This window comes from Lutibacter oceani, from assembly GCF_003384935.1.
Taxonomy (GTDB): domain Bacteria; phylum Bacteroidota; class Bacteroidia; order Flavobacteriales; family Flavobacteriaceae; genus Lutibacter; species Lutibacter oceani.
The window spans coordinates 244411-266810 of record NZ_QTTQ01000011.1; the positions used below are offsets into that span (position 1 = coordinate 244411).

General features: G+C 30.2%; 16 protein-coding genes and 1 other RNA gene. 13 read left to right on the forward strand and 4 right to left on the reverse strand.

Annotated elements, in window-relative coordinates; translation table 11 throughout:
• Nucleotides 1-41 precede the first annotated feature (41 nt).
• Nucleotides 42-860 (forward strand): 3-deoxy-8-phosphooctulonate synthase, encoded by an 819-nt coding sequence (gene kdsA / locus BX611_RS10390; protein WP_115880937.1) that lies wholly within the window; start codon nt 42-44, stop codon nt 858-860.
• A 216-nt stretch (nt 861-1076) separates the two neighbouring features.
• Here the strand turns inward: kdsA and BX611_RS10395 are convergent, their stop codons facing one another.
• Entirely contained in the window at nt 1077-3626 is a 2550-nt protein-coding gene (locus BX611_RS10395) for an adenosylcobalamin-dependent ribonucleoside-diphosphate reductase (protein WP_115880939.1), read from the reverse strand.
• A gap of 162 nt (nt 3627-3788) precedes the next feature.
• On the opposite strand from BX611_RS10395, the gene BX611_RS10400 reads away from it, so the two are divergent.
• The 4 genes from BX611_RS10400 to BX611_RS10415 all read left to right on the forward strand — a co-directional run bounded on the left by BX611_RS10400 (nt 3789) and on the right by BX611_RS10415 (nt 6572).
• Nucleotides 3789-4406, forward strand: coding sequence for a hypothetical protein (locus BX611_RS10400; protein ID WP_115880940.1), 618 nt, complete (start codon nt 3789-3791; stop codon nt 4404-4406).
• Nucleotides 4407-4411: 5 nt separating this feature from the next.
• Nucleotides 4412-4708, forward strand: a complete 297-nt coding sequence (locus BX611_RS10405; protein ID WP_115880942.1) for a winged helix-turn-helix domain-containing protein — start codon at nt 4412-4414, stop codon at nt 4706-4708.
• Between the two features lie 49 nt (nt 4709-4757).
• On the forward strand, nt 4758-6125 hold the full coding sequence (creD, locus tag BX611_RS10410; RefSeq protein ID WP_115880944.1) for a cell envelope integrity protein CreD: 1368 nt from the start codon (nt 4758-4760) through the stop codon (nt 6123-6125).
• 81 nt (nt 6126-6206) lie between these two features.
• Entirely contained in the window at nt 6207-6572 is a 366-nt protein-coding gene (locus BX611_RS10415; protein WP_115880947.1) for a ribosomal maturation YjgA family protein, read from the forward strand.
• On the opposite strand, the gene BX611_RS10420 is transcribed toward BX611_RS10415, so the two are convergent.
• Nucleotides 6558-6779, reverse strand: a complete 222-nt coding sequence (locus tag BX611_RS10420) for a DUF3820 family protein (protein WP_115880949.1) — start codon at nt 6777-6779, stop codon at nt 6558-6560. The genes BX611_RS10415 and BX611_RS10420 overlap by 15 nt on opposite strands.
• A complete protein-coding gene (locus BX611_RS10425; protein WP_115880952.1) occupies nt 6769-7971 on the reverse strand; it encodes an NAD(P)-dependent oxidoreductase in 1203 nt (400 codons plus the stop codon). Before BX611_RS10425 ends, BX611_RS10420 begins: the two co-directional genes overlap by 11 nt.
• 123 nt (nt 7972-8094) lie before the next feature.
• On the opposite strand from BX611_RS10425, the gene ssrA reads away from it, so the two are divergent.
• Nucleotides 8095-8488, forward strand: a transfer-messenger RNA (tmRNA) gene (ssrA, locus tag BX611_RS10430).
• Between the two features lie 14 nt (nt 8489-8502).
• Here ssrA and nagB read toward each other — a convergent pair.
• Nucleotides 8503-10440, reverse strand: coding sequence for a glucosamine-6-phosphate deaminase (nagB, locus tag BX611_RS10435; protein ID WP_115880954.1), 1938 nt, complete (start codon nt 10438-10440; stop codon nt 8503-8505).
• A 268-nt stretch (nt 10441-10708) separates the two neighbouring features.
• On the opposite strand from nagB, the gene BX611_RS10440 reads away from it, so the two are divergent.
• The 7 genes from BX611_RS10440 to BX611_RS10470 all read left to right on the forward strand — a co-directional run bounded on the left by BX611_RS10440 (nt 10709) and on the right by BX611_RS10470 (nt 22399).
• Complete coding sequence (locus BX611_RS10440; protein ID WP_115880956.1) at nt 10709-11458, forward strand: DeoR/GlpR family DNA-binding transcription regulator; 750 nt, start codon at nt 10709-10711, stop codon at nt 11456-11458.
• A 139-nt stretch (nt 11459-11597) separates the two neighbouring features.
• Nucleotides 11598-14591, forward strand: a complete 2994-nt coding sequence (locus BX611_RS10445; protein ID WP_115880958.1) for a SusC/RagA family TonB-linked outer membrane protein — start codon at nt 11598-11600, stop codon at nt 14589-14591.
• Nucleotides 14592-14615: 24 nt separating this feature from the next.
• A complete protein-coding gene (locus BX611_RS10450; RefSeq protein ID WP_115880960.1) occupies nt 14616-15962 on the forward strand; it encodes a RagB/SusD family nutrient uptake outer membrane protein in 1347 nt (448 codons plus the stop codon).
• 170 nt (nt 15963-16132) lie between these two features.
• Nucleotides 16133-17590, forward strand: a complete 1458-nt coding sequence (locus BX611_RS10455; RefSeq protein WP_115880962.1) for a sodium:solute symporter — start codon at nt 16133-16135, stop codon at nt 17588-17590.
• Nucleotides 17580-18392: an N-acetylmuramic acid 6-phosphate etherase gene (gene murQ / locus BX611_RS10460; protein WP_115880964.1), complete on the forward strand. Its 813-nt coding sequence runs from the start codon at nt 17580-17582 to the stop codon at nt 18390-18392. Before BX611_RS10455 ends, murQ begins: the two co-directional genes overlap by 11 nt.
• A gap of 12 nt (nt 18393-18404) precedes the next feature.
• A complete protein-coding gene (locus BX611_RS10465) occupies nt 18405-19472 on the forward strand; it encodes an anhydro-N-acetylmuramic acid kinase (RefSeq protein WP_115880966.1) in 1068 nt (355 codons plus the stop codon).
• A gap of 11 nt (nt 19473-19483) precedes the next feature.
• Entirely contained in the window at nt 19484-22399 is a 2916-nt protein-coding gene (locus BX611_RS10470) for an FAD-binding and (Fe-S)-binding domain-containing protein (protein ID WP_115880968.1), read from the forward strand.
• Nucleotide 22400: the final 1 nt, after the last annotated feature.

A 22400-nucleotide genomic window follows, 5' to 3' on the forward strand; every position in this document is an offset into this window, starting at 1 on the left:
TCTCTATCCAAAAAACTATCTTTGCATAAAAATACATAAAAATGAATTTAAATCTTATTCCTAAAATAAAACATACCGATAGTAATAACTTCTTTTTACTAGCTGGTCCTTGCGCTATTGAAGGTGAAGAAATGGCAATGAAAATTGCTGAACATATTTTAAAAGTGACAGACAAATTAGAAATTCCATTTATTTTTAAAGGAAGTTTTAAAAAAGCTAACCGAAGTAGAATTGACAGTTTTTCCGGAATTGGAGATGAAAAAGCTTTAAAAATATTAAGAAAAGTTTCCGAAACTTTTAATGTTCCAACTGTTACGGACATACATACCAACGAAGATGCTGCAAAAGCTGCTGAATATGTTGATGTGTTACAAATCCCTGCTTTTTTAGTTCGTCAAACCGATTTAGTAGTTGCAGCAGCAACAACTGGCAAGGTAGTAAATCTTAAAAAAGGACAATTTATGAGTCCTTCAGCAATGAAACATGCAGTACAAAAAGTAAAAGATAGCGGTAATGAGAAAGCATGGATTACCGACAGAGGCACAATGTTTGGTTACCAAGATATGATTGTTGATTTTAGAGGAATACCTGAAATGCAACAATTTGCACCTGTAATTTTAGATGTAACGCATTCTTTACAGCAACCAAATCAAACTAGTGGTGTAACCGGCGGAAGACCAGATATGATTGAAACTATTGCAAGAGCTGGTATTGCTGTTGGTGTTGATGGTTTATTTTTAGAAACTCATTTTGACCCAAAAAATGCAAAAAGCGATGGCGCCAATATGTTGGATTTAAAATATTTAGAAGGCTTATTAAGTAATTTAGTTGCTATTAGAAAGACTATAAATAAATTTTAATTACCAACATTTTGGTTGTTAATTTTATTTTGTCATTCTGAACGATAGTGAAGAATCTTTTTTCATATCAGATTCTTTATTTCGCTTCGCTATATTCAGAATGAAATAACATAAAAAAGTTTTAATTAAATATAAATTACTCAATTGAATTCATAAAAAAACACCAACAATATATAAAATTTTGTTGGTGCTTTAATGTTCAACATTAATTTAATATTATCCACATTTTGTATGTCCGCAATTTTTACATTTTAAACAACCTTCCTCATAAATAAGTCCATCTGGATCTCCACATTCCGGGCATTTTTTATCAACAGCTTGTGTACCGTCTTCAACAAATTGTTTTAATGTACGTGCAATACCGTTTTTCCAAGTATTAATATTTTCATCGTACATATTTAAATTGTTAATTAAATCAACAACATAAGGAATTGGCATTCCGTGACGTAATACACCTGAAATTAGTTTGGCATAGTTCCAATATTCTTTATCAAAAGTACGCGATAATCCTTCCATTGTAACTTTGTAACCTTGTTTATCTGCAAATTGAAAATCGTAACGAGAAATTCCGTTTTCATCTTTGTTTTTTATAACCCAACCTTCTTCTAACCAGGTTGGCAATAAAAATGCATCTTCTAATTTTCCTGTAAATATTTCATAAGGTCTATTATTAATTAAACCTACAACGGCTACCCATTTATCATAATCATTTTGAAAACGTACAACTTTCGCTTCAATTCTTTTTGGTCTTTTTGGGAAAATAGTTTCAGCATAACATTCACCATCTTTCTTTGCTTTATTTTCTTCATTTGCAACTAAAATTCCACTTCTAGATCCATCTCTATATACAGTAATTCCTTTCAATCCTTTTTTCCAAGATTCAATATAAATATTACCTACTAGATCTACAGGTACATCCTTTGCTAAATTTATTGTTGAACTTATGGAGTGCGTAGTATATTTTTGCACCAAAGCCTGCATTTCAACACGTTTAACCCAATCTATTTCTGGAGCAGTTGCCCCTTTGTATGGACTTTTACTAATGTCTGTTTCACCAGTAATTTCCATCCATGTTTTTAATTTATTATGGTACACTTCAAACTCTTCAAAAGCATCACCCATATCATCTACATAAGCAACTTTTGCGTTTTCATCACCTTCATTTACTTTTCTTCTTCTTTTATATGATAGTAAGAAAACGGGTTCAATACCAGAAGATGTTTGTGCCAACATACTTAAACTACCAGTAGGTGCAACTGTACTTATTGATATGTTTCGTCTTCCATATTTCATCATTCTTTTATAAATTTCAGGAAACTCAGCCTCCATCATTTGAACAAACTCTGAAAATTTTTCAATATCCGGGTTAAATACTTCAAATTTACCTCGTGTAATTGCCATATCAATACTACTATCAAACTCACCTTTTAGTTTGGTTTTCATAATTTCATCAACAACAGCAATTGCTTCATCTGTATCAAACTTTTTCCCTAAAGCTGCCATAGCATCAGCCAATGCAGTAAAACCTAAACCAGTTCTTCTTCCTTTTTTTCCTGTTTTATATAACAATTTCCAAGTATCAATTTCAACTTGTTTAATATTATTTGGCTCTTTATCGTGCATTATTTTGTTGAAAATCTTATCAACAGCTTCTAACTCTAAATCAACCAAATCATCCATTAACCGTTGAGATTCATAAACAACTTTGTAAAATTTATCAAAATCAAATGAAGCTTTATCCGTAAAAGGATTATCAACAAAACTATACAAGTTAATTGCTATTAATCTACAACTATCACCACCTTGCATTGCTATTTCTGAACAAGGATTTGTAGAGCTATTTTTAAAACCTGGATAAATTGAAGAAGTAGAATAATAATGCTGACGATCCCAAAATATTAATCCTGGTTCAGCGGTATTATGTGCACATTTAATAATGGTATTCCATAATTCTTGCGCTTTTATTGTTTTTGTATATGTTGGCGTTTTACTATCAATTGGCCAGCGTAATTTAAAATCTTCATCCTTAACTACAGCTAACATAAATTCATCTGATAACCTTAATGAAATATTTGCTCCAGTTATTTTAGTTAAATCTTGTTTAATTGTTACAAATTCTTCAATATCTGGATGTGCAATATCCATAGTAAGCATTAATGCTCCTCTTCTACCATTTTGAGCAACTTCACGGGTAGTATTTGAAAAACGATCCATAAATGAAACAGCTCCTGTAGTTGTACCTGCAGAATTTGAAACTTGAGCTCCTCTTGGCCTTAAATTTGATAAATCAACTCCTACACCACATCTTCGTTTAAATAATTGTGCTAATTGTTGATCTGTATGAAAAATACCTCCATAAGAATCATAAACAGGTGGAACTACAACACAATTTGAAAGTGATGCAATTACATTTTTATTTCCTAAAGAAGACATTACACTTCCTTGTGGAATAATGTATTTAAAATCTTTAAATAACTCATAAATTGCATTTTCAGATAAAAATTCACGGTTTTTCCCGTATTCTGAAAGCCCTTCTATTTTCTTTTCAGATTCTAAATATTTTTTTTCAATGCGTCCAAATTCAACTGCCATTCTTTTATGCATTTGACTTGGTGAAGATTCTAAATATTCGCCTTTCTTATTCTTTACGGCATACTTATTCATCCATGTTGTTGCGGCAAGCTCATCGCCATTAAAATAGGCTAAACAACTCTCTAACACCTCGTTATAGTCGTAAATCTTTGGGAATACTAGCTCTTCTGTCATTTTCAATTTTGTTTATAGTTGATTATATATTATAAGCATTAAAATTATTGAATAAATAAAACTAATTAGTCTTTTACCTAAATTAGTTAATAACATTTTATTGTTGAAAAGTTGTTTTCTTTGTTTTTTTTAACGTACTTTGTGTTTCAAAGTACTTTTATTATGAGCGAAAAAGATTATTTACAGGATCTTACAGAAATTAAATCTATAATGAATAAATCTACACGATTTTTATCATTAAGTGGTCTGTCAGGAATTTTAGCTGGTGTGTATGCATTAGTTGGTGCTTATGTTGGTAATTTCTTAATAAATTCATATAAGAACAGTAATTCAAGTATTTCTTTATTACCAATATCATTTTTTGAACTTCTTTTAGTTGGCATAGCCTCAATTATTTTAATACTTTCTGTAGCAACAGCTTTTGTACTAACTAGAAAAAAAGCTAAAAAAAATAAAGAAAACATATGGAACACTGCCTCTAAAAGATTGTTAAAAAACTTTATGATTCCTTTAATAGTTGGAGGCTTACTTTGCATAACCTTATACCAATACAATTTAATTGGATTAATAGCGCCTTTTACATTAATATTTTATGGCTTGGCGTGTATTAATGCAAGTAAATATACTTTAGGTAACATCTATTATTTAGGATTGGCAAATGTTATAATTGGTTTAATTTCTACCCAATTTATAGGATATGGATTATTCTTTTGGGCTTTAGGTTTTGGTGTTTTTCATATTATATATGGAGTATTAATGTATACAAAGTATGAGAAATAAAACCTATGAAAGATATTCTTAAAAATATTAATAAAGCTTTTGATAATAAAATAAGACTTGGTTTAATGGCGGCACTTATGGTTAATGAATATCTTGATTTCAATTCTTTAAAAGAAATTTTAGGAGTTACAGACGGAAATTTAGCAAGTCATATAAAAGCACTTGAAAAAGTTGAATATATAAAAATTGAAAAACAATTTATTGGTAAAAAACCTAATACTCGCTATAAAATAACAAAACTTGGACAACTCGAATTTAAAAAGCACATAAGTGCTCTTGAAAAATTAATTAATAATAACTAATTTTTTTAATCATTTACTTTGTTTTTCAAAGTACTTTTAAATATAAATTATGGAAACACAAAAAAACAAAATTGGAAACTGGCTTAAAACATCAATTACTGCAAGAATGTTGATGGTAGGAATTTTAATAATTATACTTATTATTCCGCTATCCTATATACAATCACTAATTAAAGAAAGATCTTTAAGGCAAGAATCGGTTGTAAATGAAATAAATCAAAAATGGGGAAATGAAGTTGTAATATATGGCCCCATTTTAAAGATTCCTTATAAAACCTATACAAAAAAATTATTAAGTTCCAATGAAACAAAAAAAGTAACCAAAGAAACTATTGAGCACATTAATTATGCTTACTTTTTTCCAGAAGAGTTATATATTAAAAGCGAAATAAACCCTGAAGTAAAACAACGGGGAATTTATAAAACATCCGTTTATAAAAGTTCCATAAAAATAAGTGGAAGTTACCATAAACCTGATTTTACTAGTATTGAAACATCTGATAAAGATGTGCTATGGGAAAAAGCAACCATTATTATTAAAACTACTAACTTAAAAGGAATAAATAACCAGGTTGAAATTAACCTAAACAACCACAACTATAATTTTGTTCCTAAATACGAACCGCAAGATATAAATGTATATCCTAAACAATTAGGGCTTCATAAATTAGAAACTAATTATTTAAAAACAGAAGACCTTTTTTCAGAAATAAAACAAAGCTTTTCAATAAATTTAAATATTAGTGGAAGTAAACAGTTTACCATAATTCCTATTGGAAAAGAGACCGATTTAAATGTTACATCTAACTGGAAAACAGCCAATTTTATTGGAGAATTTCTTCCATTAAATTCAGATAAAATTACAGAAAATGGTTTTAATGCTACATGGAAAGTACTACATATAAATAGACCTTTTTCACAAGAATATTTTAAAATTTTACCTAATTTAAATGAATATGCTTTTGGTGTAAATTTTATGATTCCTGTTGATGAATACCAAAAAAGTGAGCGCTCAGCAAAGTATGGTTTTTTAGTAATTGCACTTACCTTTTTAGTTTTCTTTTTAATACAAAGTATTAGTAAAATTCCTATTCATCCATTTCAATATTTAATGATTGGTTTGGCTCTTACCATGTTTTACACCTTACTTATTTCGATTTCAGAACACAGTAATTTTTTAAAAGCCTATTTAATTGCAGGTATTTCGGTAATAACGTTAATAGTTTTATACTCAAAATCCATTTTAAAAACGTTTAAATTTCCTTTGTTTATAGGAGTTTCACTTATTGCTTTATACACCTTTATTTATGTTATTATACAATTAGAAAATTATGCTTTAATAGTTGGCAGTATAGGTTTATTTGCAATACTGGCAATAATAATGTATGCTTCAAGAAAAATTGATTGGAATTTATAAAAAAGAAGAACCTAAAAATAGGTTCTTCTTTTTAAAATTTCATTTTTTATTATTGCGTAAATCCAATTTATATATTTTAGAATGTTCACATTTAATTATCGTAATTTTATATTTTTTAAAGTACTTTTAATTTTAGAACTATTAATTGCAATCTATTGTAAACATCCTTTAATACGTGGCTTATTTGGTGATTATTTAGTTGTAATAATGATTTATTATTTTTTTAGAAGTTTTTTACTTTTAAAACCATTTTATACTGCTTTTATGGTTTTAATAATTTCATTTTTTATTGAAATATTACAACTTATTAATATCACACGTATTTTAAATATTCAAAATAATATTATTAAAATAGTTATGGGTACCTCATTCAGTTGGTTAGATTTAGTTGCATATTGTTTGGGAATTTTAACAGTTTTAATTTTTGAAAAATTAACTAGTTCTTAATCTCCTAACTAAATCCTCTAAACCATTTAATTTAATTTCATAAACTAAACGAAGCATATCTCCTGTTTTACCTTTTGGAAAACCTTTATTGTTATACCAAACAATATAATGCTCGGGTAAATCAATTAAAAAAGTACCTTTATGTTTGCCATAAGGCATCTTTGTATTTGCAAGCTTTTCCAATGCATGTTGTTGGTTATTTTCCATCAACATAGTTTTGTAAATAGCTAAAACGCTCTGTTAATTTTCCATTTTGTGTCATCCTTGCCCTTAAAAGAACCCCATTTTCATCATTATTAAAAAATGCTGGAATCACATTTTTTGAAAAACTTTCTCCAAATCCTTCTGAAGCATCTTTTGGTAATTCGCAAGGCAAATTGTCTACAGCCATTACAGCAATTGCATTTTTATCTTTAAAGTCAACTTCTTGTTCCGTTAAAGGATTGTATCCATAAATTGGATCTGCAATTGTTGAAGATCTAATTGTTGAAGCAACAGGCCCATCAATATCGCAACTTATATCTGCAACAACTTTAATATGAAACTCTTTTGATTTTGCATCATCTCTTGTAAAAAGGTATGGTGCACCATCTCCATAAAAATGACCTGCAATAAATAAATCTGCCACTTTGGCAAATCTTAAAAAATTGCTTTTATATTCTGTTGGGTTTATAAAAAAATCATTCTGATCCTTTAGCTGTCCATCTTTTCTAGAATTATAATCTAAAACATCAATTTGCACGTAAACTGGTTCTTCAAAAGTTTTAGTTAAAAATTCATTTATTGTCACTTTTTTCATAACCATACCTTTAAGCATTTCTTTAGCTCCATTACCCACTCTACCTTTTCCTGTTAAAAGTACTTTTATAGCTGGTAGTTTAATTTTTTGAAGTTCGTGAATTAACATTAATTGATCGTGAAGCTCTTCAGCTTTAGGTAATTTAAATAGGTTAAATTTTAATCCGTAAGTTCTAAAACCGTTATATGCCCCAACAATTCCAGCATATCTTCCAAAAGCAACCAATCGTTGTCCTTTTTCATTTACAATAACTTCGTGGTCGTATAATTCAATATTTTTAGCTAAAATAGCTTGTAATAATTTTCGATTATAAGGTTGTTTTTTAATGGTATGCGAAAAGAAAAAATACTTTTTATTTGGAATTAAATATTCAATGGGCACTTCTTTTACACCTAATAAAACATCGCAATCAGAAACATTATCTACAACTTCAATCCCTTCTATTTTATAATCTTCATTTGTAAAAAAACGATTATCAGAACTTTCAACTTTAATAGAAAGATTTTCATATTTTTTTAACAATCGCTTACATTCTTTTGGAGATAAAACTACTCTTCTGTCTGGTGGATTTTTACGTTCTTTAATGATTCCTATTTTCATTATATAATTTGGTATAAAATTTGTGTCTAAGATATTATGAATTAAAGGAACAAACAAATAATTAATCTAATGGATTTTTTATACATTTGCCTTCTTTAAAAAGATTTAGTTCTTTGATTTATTGGGGACGACTGGTTTTGACTGCAAGGTCAATTAAACTGGAAGCATGTCGAGTTATGAAATAGCACTCGTAAATCTCAATTTCAACATTTTAAACGGCGAAGATAACTACGCTTTAGCTGCTTAATCCGAATTACAGTAGGATAAGCCTCGGCACACTAGGTGTGCAAGCTAAATGCCCCCTGAAAGCCTTGGTTAGCGGCGGTCAATTTAGGGGCATCGTAAAAGTTAACATAGAAATACCATTGTTTCGTTGGTATTTTGAAACTTAAGAAGCTAAGTTTTAAGTGGGCGGTTTTCGGTCAGCTTAAAATCTAAAACCAAACGAAAACTAAGCATGTAGAAACTACTTTGGTTGCTTGTTTGGACCCGGGTTCGATTCCCGGCGTCTCCACTATTTAAATTACTTTTTTAATAATCCCACTTAACAAATGCTTCCATAGCAGCATAATCAGCGAGTCCTAATTCTTTATATTTTAACGCGGTTTTATTATTTCTATCTTCAGCACGCATCCAAAACTCTCTTATATCGTTTCCTTGAAACATAACACCATCTTTTTGAGATTGATGAAAGAATATTGCCTTCCTCTTTTTTAATACCTGATCTGGACTCATAGGAACCGCCATATCAATTTCATCAATATCCCATTCTTGCCAAGCTCCTCTGTACAACCACAACCAGCAATCCTTCATAAAAAACTTTGGTTTTAAAATTTTTAAAGCTTCAAATAACACATCTAAACAAACTCTATGTGTACCATGTGGATCAGCTAAATCTCCAGCTGCATAAATTTGATGTGGTTTAATTTCTTCAATAATTTTACACATTATTTGAATATCATCTTCTCCCATTGGGTTTTTCTTAATACTTCCCGTTTCATAAAATGGTAAATTCAAAAAATGCACATTTTCATCTAAAACACCTAAATATCGAGTTGCCGCCAAAGATTCACACTGACGAATCATCGCTTTCAATTTTCTAACATCAACACTATCAATAGCATTATCCTTTTTACACACAATATCATCAATAATTTTCTTCATTAAACCATTATCATTATTGCAGCGCATCCCTTTTGTTACTTCCGCAAATTTAAGTGCTTCATGGTCAGAAACTGCAATGTTTCCAGAGGTTTGATAAGCAATATGTACCTCATGACCCTGCTCAACTAATCTATCAAAAGTACCTCCCATAGAAATCACATCATCATCAGGATGTGGACTAAAAATTAGCACTCTTTTTTTAGCTGGATTTGCTCTTTCAGGTCTTGAAGTATCATCAGCATTAGGCTTACCTCCTGGCCAACCTGTTATTGTATGTTGCACTTTATTAAACATTTTAATGTTTAAATTATAAGACGATCCTTCTTCTGCTAATAAGCTAGACATTCCATTGTCATTATAATCTTTATCAATTAATTTTAAAATTGATTTTCCAGTCTTTTGACTCAACCAAATTATAGCTTTACTACTTAACTTTTGATCCCAAACACATGGACCAACCAACCAGGGTGTTTTAATTCTTGTTAATTCGGATGCAGCTTCAATATCCAAAATAAAAGTAGTGCTATTATGCCTCTGCAAATAAGTGGCAGGAACTTTTGATGAAATTTCGCCTTCAATTGTACTTTTAATAATTGAAGACTTGTTTTGCCCCCAAGCTAACAGAATAATTCTTTTGGCTTTTCTAACCGTTTTAATTCCCATTGTTATTGCTTTTTTGGGAACATTTTCAATTCCTAAAAAAGATGGTGCTGCATCAAACCTAGTTATAGAATCTAAAATTATACTTCTAGTTTCTGAATTAAAATGTGAACCAGGCTCATTAAAACCAATATGCCCTGTTCTACCAATACCTAACAATTGTAAATCAATACCACCTTTTTGATCTATTGCATTTTCATAATCTATACAATATTGATGTAAATCATCAACAGACACTGTTCCATCTGGTATGTTAATATTTTCAGGTAATATATCTATATGATCAAACAAATGCTGATGCATAAAGTAGTAGTAACTTTGAATATTTTCTTTAGTCATTGGGTAATATTCATCTAAATTAAAAGTCACAACATTTTTAAAGCTTAATCCTTCTTCTTTATGCATTCTCACAAGCTCTTCATAAACTTTTACGGGAGAAGAACCAGTTGCTAAACCCAAAACACATAACTTTCCTTTTGTCTTTTTACTAATAATTAAATCTGCAATTTCTCTTGCTACTTTAATTGATCCCTCTTTAGAGTTCGAAAAAATAACATTGTGCTTTTTTTCAAATCTAGTTTCTTCAAATTTTCCAGATTCTTCATAAGAAATGCTTTTTGCGTTTTGGTATAAATTAGTTTTCATTTAAAAAGTTTAGAATTACGTATGCAAAAGTACAACAAAACACTTAAAACAGCATAATATTTTGCCGTTTTATGCATTTTTATGATTTTTATCTTTTTAAAAAGATAAAATACTTCAGAAATATCAGTTAAAACAGTTCTGAATTAACAACCCTAAAAAGAAAAGTCGCATATTTCTTTCATATATAACTCATAAAAACTTAAATTTGCGCAATAGTGTAAATTAAGTTACATATTTACAAATCGCATAATATTAAAAAAAGAAGAAAATGCTTAAAGAAGAAAGACAAAACCACATACTTGATAAAATCAAATTAAACAGAAAGGTTTTATCATCTGACCTAAGCATCGAACTAAATGTTTCTGAAGATACTATCAGAAGAGATCTTAATGATTTATCATCAAAAAAACTAATTAAAAAAGTTCATGGAGGCGCACTACCAATAGATACAAAAGCTCCATCCTATGAAGAAAGAAAATTCTATAGTTTAAAAGAAAAAAACAGCATTGCTAAAAAAGCCGTTAACCTAATTAAGGATGGACAAGTTATTATAATGAGTGGTAGCACTACTAATTTACAGTTAGCAAAAATTATTCCTTCAGATGTAAATGCAACCATTTACACGTATAGCCTTCCTATTGCACTTCAATTAACAGAACACCCATCAATTGAAATAATTTTTATTGGAGGCAAACTAAATAAACCTGCTCAAGTAACTGTTGGACTTGATGTTGTTTCTTCAATTTCTCAATTAAGAGCAGACTTATGCTTTATGGGAACAGGAGGAATTAATGTATTAAATGGAATGACAGAACCCAACTGGGAAGTTTCTCATATTAAAAAATGTATGATTGAAGCTAGTAATAAGGTTATTGTATTATGCACTAACAATAAAATTAATGAAATTAAAAGGTACTCTGTTACACCATTAAATCAAATTAATACCATTATTACAGACCTTGATCCTAACAATCAAATATTTATTCCCTACAAAGAAAAAGGAGTTGAAATTCTTTAAACAACTCAAATAAAAATATTTTTATGCATTTTTATGCGTTTTTAAATGTTAAATTTTGCATTTTTTTAACAATTTATTAACGAAGTATAAAAATAAATACTACTTTTGAGTTCTAAATTATTATTTTAAATCCATTTTTATGAACAAAACAAATGAAAACCTCTCTTTTTTTAAGAGATTTCGATTTATGAGTAGTGTATTTGCACTTATGATGTTGGGGTTTACCCTTCAAGCGCAAACAACCACGTATACATTAAAAGGTAATGTAACAGATAATATTGGTGAACCCGCTCCTGGTGTTAGTGTACAAATAAAAAACACCAATATGGGGGAAATTTCTGATTTCGACGGTAATTATTTATTAACTGCTAACCTAAACGCAGGTAGCTACACACTTGTTTTTAGATCACTAGGATTAGTAACTAAAGAAATACAAATTTCTTTGGGGTCTGAATCTGAAGTAGTTAATAATGTTGTTATGAATTTAGATATTCTAGGTTTAGATGAAGTAGTTATTACTGGTGCAGGAGCATTAACAGTAAAAAAACAATTAGGTAATACTATTTCTAGCATTAAAGGTTTAGCAATTACCGAATCAGCATCTGTAGATATTACTGGAGGTCTTTCTGGAAAGTTAGCAGGTATTCAAGTAACTCAGAATTCTGGAGATCCAGCAGGTGGTATTAGTGTTCGATTAAGAAGTGCTAGTACAGTAAATGGTAGCTCTGACCCGTTATATATTATTGATGGAGTAATTGTCAACAACAACTCTACTGATATTTTAGGAACAACAAGTGTTGTTCAAAATAGATTATCAGATATTAGCCCACAAGACATTGATAGAATTGAGGTAATTAAAGGTGCTGCAGCAGCAGCCATTTACGGATCTAGAGCAAGTAATGGTGTTGTTCAAATTTTTACTAAAAAAGGGCAATCTGGAGAACCTGTAATAACAGTTTCAAGTAGTGTAAATTTTAATTCTCTAAGAAAGAAACGCGATTTTAATCAGGTTCCTTTAGATTGGGGAGCAGATGGCACTACAGTACCTGCAACAAGATATGACTACCAAGATATGGTGTTTCAAAACTCAACAGGAACAGATAACTACGTTTCTATGTCAGGTGGAAAAGAAAAAACAAATTACTTTGCTTCATTTTCATATTTACAAAATGATGGAATTCTTAAAAGTACCGATTATCAAAGGCAAGGTGGTAGAATAAGAATTAACCAAACAATTAACGATTGGGCTTCTGCTTCTTTTGGTACATATTTCTCAACAAGCAAAAGTAATGACCAACCTAATGGAGGTTATGTTGCTGGTATTTTACCAACAATACTATTTACAAATAACACAATAGATCCTAGTGCTGATGCAGATGGTAATTATCCAAATATGACTTTTTATCCTAATATTTTGGAATACATTGAAACTTTTGATTTTACTCAAGAGAACAATAGAACTATTAGTGATTTTCAGCTTAGTTTAAAACCTACTGATGGACTTAAAGTAAATTATATTCTTGGTTATGATAATTCTGAATCTATTGGTAATTCATATATACCAATTGGAACTAATACTATTGCATTAGGTAGTGCAAAAACAAATACTATAAGCACAAAACAATTAAATAGTGATTTGAATGCTTCTTTTGATAAGGATCTAAATGATAACATAAAATCTACAACAACAACTGGATTTTCTTGGCAATCAGATAAAACATTATTACGTTCTATTTCAGCAACTGGATTGGCATTAGGAGTAAAAACTACAGATGGAGCTGCCTCAATTTCTACTGACGAAAGTAGAAGTGAAAGAACATTCTGGGGAGGTTTTCTACAACAAACATTTGGTTTTAATGATAAACTTTTTGTTACTGGAGCAATCAGACTGGATGGATCTTCAGTATTTGGTAAAGATGAAAGAAATCAATTTTACCCTAAAGCAAGTATGTCTTATTTAGTTTCCGAAGAAAATTTTTGGGAAAACAGCTTTGGAAGTTCAATTAATAGCTTTAAAATAAGAGCCGCTTGGGGTCAAGCCGGAAACTTAACAGCTATTGGACCTTTTGATAGATTATCAAATTATTCAGCTATAAGTATTGATGGAACTTCAGGTTTAATTGCACCTACAAGACTTGGAAATGCCGATTTAAAACCAGAAAGACAAACCGAGTTAGAATTTGGTATTGACTTGGGGTTATTTGATAACAAACTTGGTTTAGAACTTACTTATTACAAACAAGACATTGAAGACCTTTTATTAGCAAGAACATTATCTCCTTCAACAGGTTTTGGTTCAAGAGTGGAAAACATTGGAACAATGACTAACAAAGGTTTTGAAGCATTAATTACAGCTACCCCTATTCAAACAACTGATTTTAGCTGGTCAATTACTGGTACTTACTCTTCAAACAAAAATGAAGTAAATGACATTGAGGGTGAACAATTTGGAATTGGAAACTTTGGATTTTCAGTTGCAAAGAATGGACAACCCTTAGGAGTATTTTATCAAGGATATTATGCAAGAAATGCTGACGGAAGCTTACTTTTAACAGATGGAGGGCTACCTCAAAGAGAAAAAGGTTCTTATGATGCTAACGGAAATCCTGTTCCAGAAAGAGATGCATCGGGTCAACCTACTGGATCATCCCTAAGTAAAGTAATAGGAAATCCAAATCCTGATTTTATTGCTTCTTTAACAAATGAATTTAAATACAAGAACTTTTCTTTTAGAATGCAGTTTGACGCCGTGCAAGGTGTAGATGTTTTAAGTTGGGATACACGTATGTTCTATAGATTTGGAGGCGGACCAGCAACTGCAAGTGAATTAAGTGGAGAAAGTGTTAGAGGAACTGGAGCAGCTAAGTTTGGCATTGCAGAATCTTATATTGAAGATGGATCTTATATTAAACTTAGAGAGTTATCAACTTCCTATTTATTAAAAGATCCTTTGAAAGGAATTAATAGTGTTAAATTTTCTATAACTGGACGTAATTTATTTTCAATAGATAATTTCTCAGGCTATGACCCAGAAGTAAACATGGATGGGCAAAGTAATGGAGCTAGAGGAGGTATTATGGGGCTTGTTCCAATACCTAGCGTAATTAAATTTGGTGTAGTAGCTACTTTTTAAGTATTAAAATAAAAACATAATAAAATGAAAAACATAAAAATATATACAATTATAAGTGTTTTGCTTATTAGCAGTGGTTTATTTACTGCGTGCGAAACTGACTTTGAAAATCTAAACAACCCTACTGAAGATGTTGTATTAGGTACAAAGGAAGGACTGTTTGCATTAGCAACAGGAATTAGACAGTACTATTCAGTTATAGCATTAAGACAAGTAATTGAAGCACCAGGAATTACGACAAGAGAATTAGGGGTAACCAATACCTTTTTAAATATTAATGAATTAGCTAAAGGTGGAGCTGAATTACCTGGCGAAAGTGGAGGTATAACAAATCCTTGGGTAAATCTTATGAGAGCTAAAGGAATGGCTGAATCATTAATTGATGGAGCAAATTCAGTTGAACTTTCTGGAGGTACAAGAAGTGGCCTTTTAGCATATGGTAATTTATTTAAAGCAATGTGCTTGGGTTCTCTTATTCAAATGTTTGAACAAGCCCCAATCAATAATTCTGCAGATGGAGCAGCTCAATTTAGTGACAGAACAACCGTATTAGCTAGTTGTATTAGTTTGTTAGAAGAAGCGAATGATGTATTAACTTCAACACCTATGTCAGATGAATTTAAATCTACTGTTTTATGGTCAGAAATGAACTTACAAAAAACAGTAAATGCATTTCTTTCAAGATATTACTTATTAGCAGGTAATTATACTGAGTCAATTAATGCTGCTAATGCTGTATTAAATAATAGTGACACAACAAATTCAATGTGGGTTTATGATGCAAACAACCAAAACCCTATTTGGAATAGAACAGTAAATTCTGCCGACTTAAATCCTCAAACTAATTTTGGTTTACTAGGAGCATATGTTCCTGAAGCTGGTGATGGCCGTGTCGATTTCTATTTAGGAGCTGATGCAGGTTTTGCTAATTTAGATGCAGGTGGACAAGCCCTAAGTGAAATGCTTGGATTTTTTGGCACTAGCACATCTTCAATTCCAATTTACCTTCATGGTGAAATGCTACTAAACAAAGCAGAAGCATACGCTAGACAAACTCAATTGAGTAATGCGGTTATACAGTTAAATTTGGTAAGGCAAAAAAATGATGATCCACTTAGTGTTAATGCTAACCTTCCTGCATGGACTGGAGATGAAACTAATCAAAATGATATTTTAGAAGAAATTTATAAAAATAGATGTATCGAACTATTTTTAACTGGAATGAGATTTGAAGATAGTAAAAGATTTCATCCTAATTTTGCTGTTCCTTCTGCTGCAAATACTACTAATGAAAGAAATAGGAATTTTTATCCTTATCCAACAATAGAAAGGGAAAATAACCCAAATACTCCAGCAGACCCAAGTATTTAATTGAATTTTGTTTTAATATGATAATAAACGGGGTTTCAAAGAAATTTGTCAACCTCGTTTATTCATATTAGTTAATTTTTTAAACTTAAGTACCTATAAGGTATAAGTTTATTATTTTTAGTTTTTAAAATAAAAATAATAAACTTAAAATTCCTATCTAAAATAAATTTATGAGCCCAATACTAATTTTAATTATCATTACTTCCTACTTTGGACTATTAATGCTAATCTCTCATATTACTTCAAAAAACTCAAGTGACGCTTCTTTCTATACAGGTGACAGAAAATCTCCTTGGCAAGTTGTTGCTTTTGGAATGATTGGAGCTGTAATGTCTGGAGTTACATTTGTATCTATACCTGGAATGGTTGGTACCAATTATTTTTATTATTTACAATTTGTCTTTGGAAATGTAGTGGGTTATGTTTTTATAACATATGTGCTTTTGCCAATTTACTACGATTTAAAACTAATTTCTATCTATACCTATCTTGAAACTAGGTTTGGCACTAAAACATATAAAACCGGATCGTTGTTTTTTTTAATATCACAATCATTCGGAGCTGCACTTCGTTTACTGCTTGCTGCAAAAATTTTACAATTCGCAGTATTTGATGCATTCAACATTCCATTTTATGTTACTGTAATTATAATATTAATTCTTATTTGGTTTTACACGCATAAATCTGGAATTAAAACCATTGTGTGGACAGATACGCTACAAACATTTTTTTTACTTTTAGCAGCTATTGTTTCTATATATGTTGTAAAAAGTTCTTTAAATTTAGATTTTACTGAAACCATTACTGCTGTTACCAACCATAAATATTTTAAAGTTTTTGATTGGGATTTTAATTCTGGAAGCAATTTTTATAAACAATTTATTTCAGGATTTTTAATTGCTGTTGCTATGATCGGATTGGATCAAAATATGATGCAAAAAACCCTTACTTGTAAAAATAAAAAAGAAGCTAAAAATAACATTTTAACTTTCAGTTTAATTTTAGCTGTAACTCAATTTCTTTTTTTAGGATTAGGTGTGATGCTTTATTTATATGCTGAAAAATTTGGCATTCAACTAGAAACTTTAAATGGAAAGTTTATTAATACAGATGACTTATTTCCAATGCTATCTCTTAATCATTTTGGAATTATTGCAAGTGTTAGCTTTATTTTGGGAATAACTGCTGCCTCATTTTCAAGTGTAGACTCATCATTAACGGCCTTAACTACATCATTTACACATGACTTTTTAGACATTCAACATAAAAATTCAAAAGAAAAAAAACGATTAAAAAACTTGGTATTATTAGGTTTTTCAATGGTTATTTTTACAATTATTATGTTATTTTCTGAAAGTAAAGGAAATGTAATTTCAACCATTTTTAAAGTAGCAGGCTATACTTATGGTCCTCTATTAGGACTCTATTTATTTGGCATTTTTACAAAAATAAAAATAAAAGACACAGCTGTACCATTTATTTGTGTTCTTACACCATTACTTACTTACTATTTAAACCATCTATTCTTAACAAAATTCTCTTTTGATTTAGGTTTTATGAATATATTAGTAAATGCACTTTTAACCATTGTATGTTTAATTATTGTAACCAAAAAAAATGAAAAATAAACCAACAACAGAACAAGCTTCAAATTACAATAACTTAGAAAAAATGAGTACTACAGAATTACTCAAAAATATAAATAATGAAGATAAAACAGTTCCAAATGCCATAGAAAAAGTAATTCCTTCCATAGAAAAACTAGTAAATAGTATACACACTAAAATGAAAAATGGAGGAAGATTATTTTATATTGGAGCAGGAACAAGCGGAAGATTAGGTGTTTTAGACGCTTCTGAATGCCCTCCAACATACGGTGTTTCAGATAATTGGGTAATAGGATTAATTGCAGGTGGTGATTCTGCCCTTAGAAAGGCTGTAGAAAATGCTGAAGATGATACCACGTTAGCTTGGAAAGATTTACAAAACTATCATATTTCAGATAAAGATGTATTAGTTGGCATTGCTGCCTCGGGAACAACTCCATACGTTATTGGAGGTCTTAAAAAAGCTAAAGAGAATAATATTGTTACCGGGTGCATTGTTTGTAATAAAAATAGCCCTGTTGCAGAAGTAGCAGATTTTCCTATTGAAATTGTGGTTGGTCCTGAATTTGTTACTGGAAGTACTCGAATGAAAGCCGGTACCGCACAAAAGTTAGTCTTAAATATGATTTCTACCTCAGTAATGATTAAACTTGGTAGAGTGAAGGATAATAAAATGGTTCATATGCAATTATCAAATACAAAATTAGTGAATCGTGGTATTCTTATGTTAATGGATGAACTTCATATCAATCAAGAATTAGCTACCTCACTACTTGAAGAGCACAAAAATGTTAAAAATGTATTAGACATCTATCAAAAGTAAACTTATAAAATTATGAGAAATCTTACAAAACATTGCATTGGTGTTATGAGTGGCACTTCTTTAGACGGCATTGATATTGCTTACATAAAACTTAATTTTGATACTAATTATCAATTTGAGATACTTAAAGCCACTACAATTCCTTACCAAAAAGAATGGAAAATAGCTTTAAAAAATGGTTTTCATTTAACAGGAGAAGCTTTAACAAAGCTTGATGCTAATTATGGTATTTATCTTGGCAACACTCTAAAAGAATTTATTAAAAGTAACCAAATTGAACATTTAGATTTCATAGCCTCTCACGGTCACACTATTTATCATAATCCAAAAGAAAACTACACGCTACAAATTGGAAATGGTCCATATATTAATACAATTACTGGAATAAAAACCATTTGTAATTTTAGAGTACAAGATGTTGCTTTGGGCGGTCAAGGTGCTCCCCTAGTTCCAATTGGAGATATGCTTTTATTTTCTGAATATGATTATTGCTTAAACTTAGGTGGTTTTTCAAATATCTCAATGAATGATGAGAACAAACAACGTATTGCTTTTGATATTTGCCCTGCAAATATTGTTTTAAACCATTATGTAAATTTATTAAACCTTGAATATGATGATAATGGTGAAATTGCTTCAAAAGGGAATATTGAATCGGATTTACTAAACGAATTAAATTCTTTGCCTTTTTATAACGATTCTAAACCAAAATCATTGGGTTATGAATTTATAGTAGAAACCATATTTCCAATAATTGATAAGTATAAACTTGAAATTACAGATATATTAAGAACTTTTGTTGAACATATAGCCATCCAAATTGCAAAAAAAACGGACTCAAATCCCAGAAAAAAAATGCTTATTGCTGGTGGAGGTGCCTACAATGGTTTTCTTATTGAAAGATTACAGTCTCTTACAAAAACTCAATTAATAATACCTGATGATAGTATTATTAATTATAAAGAAGCTTTAGTTTTTGCTTTATTAGGTTATTTAAAAAATGAAGGAAAAAATAACTGCCTAAAAAGCGTTACAGGAGCAAGCATAGACCATAGTAGTGGAATTATATATACTTCTTAAAAACATATTTTATGTCTACCAAAACATTAGACCTAAACAAACTAAATAATTTATTGTCAGGAGAGCTTTTTTTTGACAATTTGCATAAAAGTATTTACGCAACTGATGCATCAGTATATAGAAAAATTCCATTAGGGGTTGCATATCCAAAAAACAATAATGATATCAAAACTCTTATCAATTTTGCAACAGAAAACAACATCACTTTAATCCCTCGAGCGGCTGGAACTTCATTAGCAGGCCAATGTGTTGGAGATGGTTTGGTTGTAGATACATCAAAACATTTCACAAATATTTTAGCTTTTGATGAGCATACTAAAAAAATAACTATTCAACCTGGAGTTATTAGAGATGAATTAAACGATTTCTTAAAACCCTATGGATTATTTTTTGGTCCAAATACCTCTACAAGTAATCGTTGTATGATTGGTGGAATGGTTGGTAACAATTCATCTGGAACAACTTCCATAAAATATGGTGTTACAAGAGATAAAGTACTTGAATTAAAAACAATTTTAAGCGATGGTTCTGAAGTCGTTTTTAATGAATTAACCACCCAACAATTTAATCAAAAAAAGATTGGAAATTCTTTAGAAAGTAAAATATATAAGACTGTTTTTAATGAATTATCCAATGAAGAAACACAACAAGAAATTGTAAGTCAATTTCCTAAAAAAAATATCCACCGAAGAAATAATGGTTATCCTATTGATGAGTTATTAAACTACGAAGGTTTTGGAGGTCAAAATGAATCCATAAATTTAGCAACTTTATTAACAGGAAGCGAAGGTACTTTAGCTTTTACTACAGAAATAACTTTAAAATTAGACTCACTTCCTCCTTCTAAAAACATTATGATTGCTGCTCATTTTAACAGCATTCAAGAAAGTATGGAGGCTGTTGTAGTTGCAATGAAACATAATTTATTTACGTGTGAATTAATGGATAAAACCATTTTAGATTGCACTAAAAATAACAGAGAGCAGTTAAAAAACAGGTTTTTTGTTGAAGGCAATCCTAAAGCTATATTAATGCTTGAAATTTGCACAAATTCTAATGACGAATCTAACAAATTAGCTGATGCTTTAATAAATGATTTACAATCAAAAAAATTGGGATATGCATTTCCAAAATTAGTAAATAACAATATTGACAAAGCTGTAAACTTACGAAAAGCTGGTTTAGGTTTGTTAGGTAATATTGTTGGAGACAATAAAGCCGTGGCTTGTATTGAAGATACGGCTGTAACAGTAAAAGACCTGCCAAATTACATTGCAGAATTCACTAAAATGATGGAAGATTTCGGACAAGAAGCTGTGTATTACGCACATGCTGGTGCTGGTGAATTACATTTACGTCCAATACTTAATTTAAAAAAGAAAGAAGATGTTGCTTTATTTAGAGAAATAACTTCTAAAACAGCTAAATTAGTTAAAAAATATGGTGGTTCTTTTAGCGGAGAGCACGGCGATGGAATTGTAAGAGCTGAATTTATTCCTCAAATGATTGGAGCAAAAAATTATGAACTTTTAAAACGCATAAAACAAACTTTTGACCCAAATTCAATTTTTAACAAAGGAAAAATTATAGATCCATTTCCTATGGATGAAAGTTTGCGTTATGAAATTGACCGAGAAGAGCCACAGATTGAAACCATACAAGATTTTTCAGATAGTTTAGGAATTCTAAGAGCTACCGAAAAGTGTAACGGTTCAGGCGATTGCAGAAAACTCCCTGAAGCTGGCGGAACTATGTGCCCAAGTTACAGAGCAACCAGAAATGAAAAAGATACAACACGTGCAAGAGCAAACGCCCTACGCGAATTTTTAACAAATTCAGAAAAGCAAAATAAATTCAATCACAAAGAATTATACGATGTTTTCGATTTATGCTTAAGTTGTAAAGCATGTGCCAGTGAATGCCCTAGTAATGTTGATGTTGCTGCCTTAAAAGCAGAATTTCTATATCAATATTACAAGGAAAATGGCATTCCGTTTAGAACTCAACTATTTGCCAATAATGTAAAATGGAATAAATTAGGAAGCCTTACTCCTACTTTTACAAATTTAGTATTAAACACAAAACTCACTAAAAAATTAATGGGAATTGCCACCAAAAGAAGCATTCCTAAATTAGCCAAAAAAACTGTTTATAGTTGGTATAAAAGAAATAAAAAAAGACTGCTTAATCAGCCTGTAAAACATGGCGAATTGTTTCTATTTGTTGATGAGTTTACAAACTATTATGATGCAAACATTGGTATTGATACTATTGAATTATTGACCCAATTAGGCTACAAAATAAACATTACACAACACGAAGAAAGTGGAAGAAGTTTTATTTCAAAAGGAATTTTAGACAAAGCCAAAGAAAAGGCCGATTTTAATGTAAACTTTTTTAAGACAAAAATAACCAATACAAAGCCTCTGGTTGGAATAGAACCCTCAGCAATTTTAACATTTAGAGATGAATATTTAAGATTGGCTGATGATAAAGAAGCTGCCAAAGAAATTTCAAAAAATACTTTTACTATTGAAGAGTTTATAAAACAGGAATTTGATAAAAACAATATCACTTCTGAATGCTTTACTACCAAATCAGCAATATTAAAAATTCATGGTCATTGTCAACAAAAATCATTGAGTAGCACGGAACCTACTTTTAAGATGTTATCAATTCCAAAAAATTATAGTGTAACTATTATTAATTCAGGTTGCTGTGGTATGGCAGGTTCTTTTGGTTATGAAAAAGAGCATTATCAAATTAGTATGCAAGTTGGTGAAGATACCTTATTTCCAAAAATTAGAAATACTGAAATTGACACTATTATTGCAGCTCCTGGCACTAGTTGTAGGCATCAAATAAAGGATGGAACTACCAGAGAATCTAAACATCCCGTATCAATTTTAAGAGACGCATTGCTGTAAA

What these genes read in the sequence shown, in the direction of transcription:
- creD (WP_115880944.1), top strand. Translation starts at nt 4,758, where the DNA reads ATGGAAACACAAAAAAACAAAATTGGAAACTGGCTTAAAACATCAATT.
- BX611_RS10415 (WP_115880947.1), top strand. Translation starts at nt 6,207, where the DNA reads ATGTTCACATTTAATTATCGTAATTTTATATTTTTTAAAGTACTTTTA.
- BX611_RS10455 (WP_115880962.1), top strand. Translation starts at nt 16,133, where the DNA reads ATGAGCCCAATACTAATTTTAATTATCATTACTTCCTACTTTGGACTA.
- BX611_RS10400 (WP_115880940.1), top strand. Translation starts at nt 3,789, where the DNA reads ATGAGCGAAAAAGATTATTTACAGGATCTTACAGAAATTAAATCTATA.
- nagB (WP_115880954.1), bottom strand. Translation starts at nt 10,440, where the DNA reads ATGAAAACTAATTTATACCAAAACGCAAAAAGCATTTCTTATGAAGAA.
- BX611_RS10440 (WP_115880956.1), top strand. Translation starts at nt 10,709, where the DNA reads ATGCTTAAAGAAGAAAGACAAAACCACATACTTGATAAAATCAAATTA.
- kdsA (WP_115880937.1), top strand. Translation starts at nt 42, where the DNA reads ATGAATTTAAATCTTATTCCTAAAATAAAACATACCGATAGTAATAAC.
- BX611_RS10395 (WP_115880939.1), bottom strand. Translation starts at nt 3,626, where the DNA reads ATGACAGAAGAGCTAGTATTCCCAAAGATTTACGACTATAACGAGGTG.
- murQ (WP_115880964.1), top strand. Translation starts at nt 17,580, where the DNA reads ATGAAAAATAAACCAACAACAGAACAAGCTTCAAATTACAATAACTTA.
- BX611_RS10420 (WP_115880949.1), bottom strand. Translation starts at nt 6,779, where the DNA reads ATGGAAAATAACCAACAACATGCATTGGAAAAGCTTGCAAATACAAAG.
- BX611_RS10470 (WP_115880968.1), top strand. Translation starts at nt 19,484, where the DNA reads ATGTCTACCAAAACATTAGACCTAAACAAACTAAATAATTTATTGTCA.
- BX611_RS10405 (WP_115880942.1), top strand. Translation starts at nt 4,412, where the DNA reads ATGAAAGATATTCTTAAAAATATTAATAAAGCTTTTGATAATAAAATA.
- BX611_RS10465 (WP_115880966.1), top strand. Translation starts at nt 18,405, where the DNA reads ATGAGAAATCTTACAAAACATTGCATTGGTGTTATGAGTGGCACTTCT.
- BX611_RS10425 (WP_115880952.1), bottom strand. Translation starts at nt 7,971, where the DNA reads ATGAAAATAGGAATCATTAAAGAACGTAAAAATCCACCAGACAGAAGA.
- BX611_RS10445 (WP_115880958.1), top strand. Translation starts at nt 11,598, where the DNA reads ATGAACAAAACAAATGAAAACCTCTCTTTTTTTAAGAGATTTCGATTT.
- BX611_RS10450 (WP_115880960.1), top strand. Translation starts at nt 14,616, where the DNA reads ATGAAAAACATAAAAATATATACAATTATAAGTGTTTTGCTTATTAGC.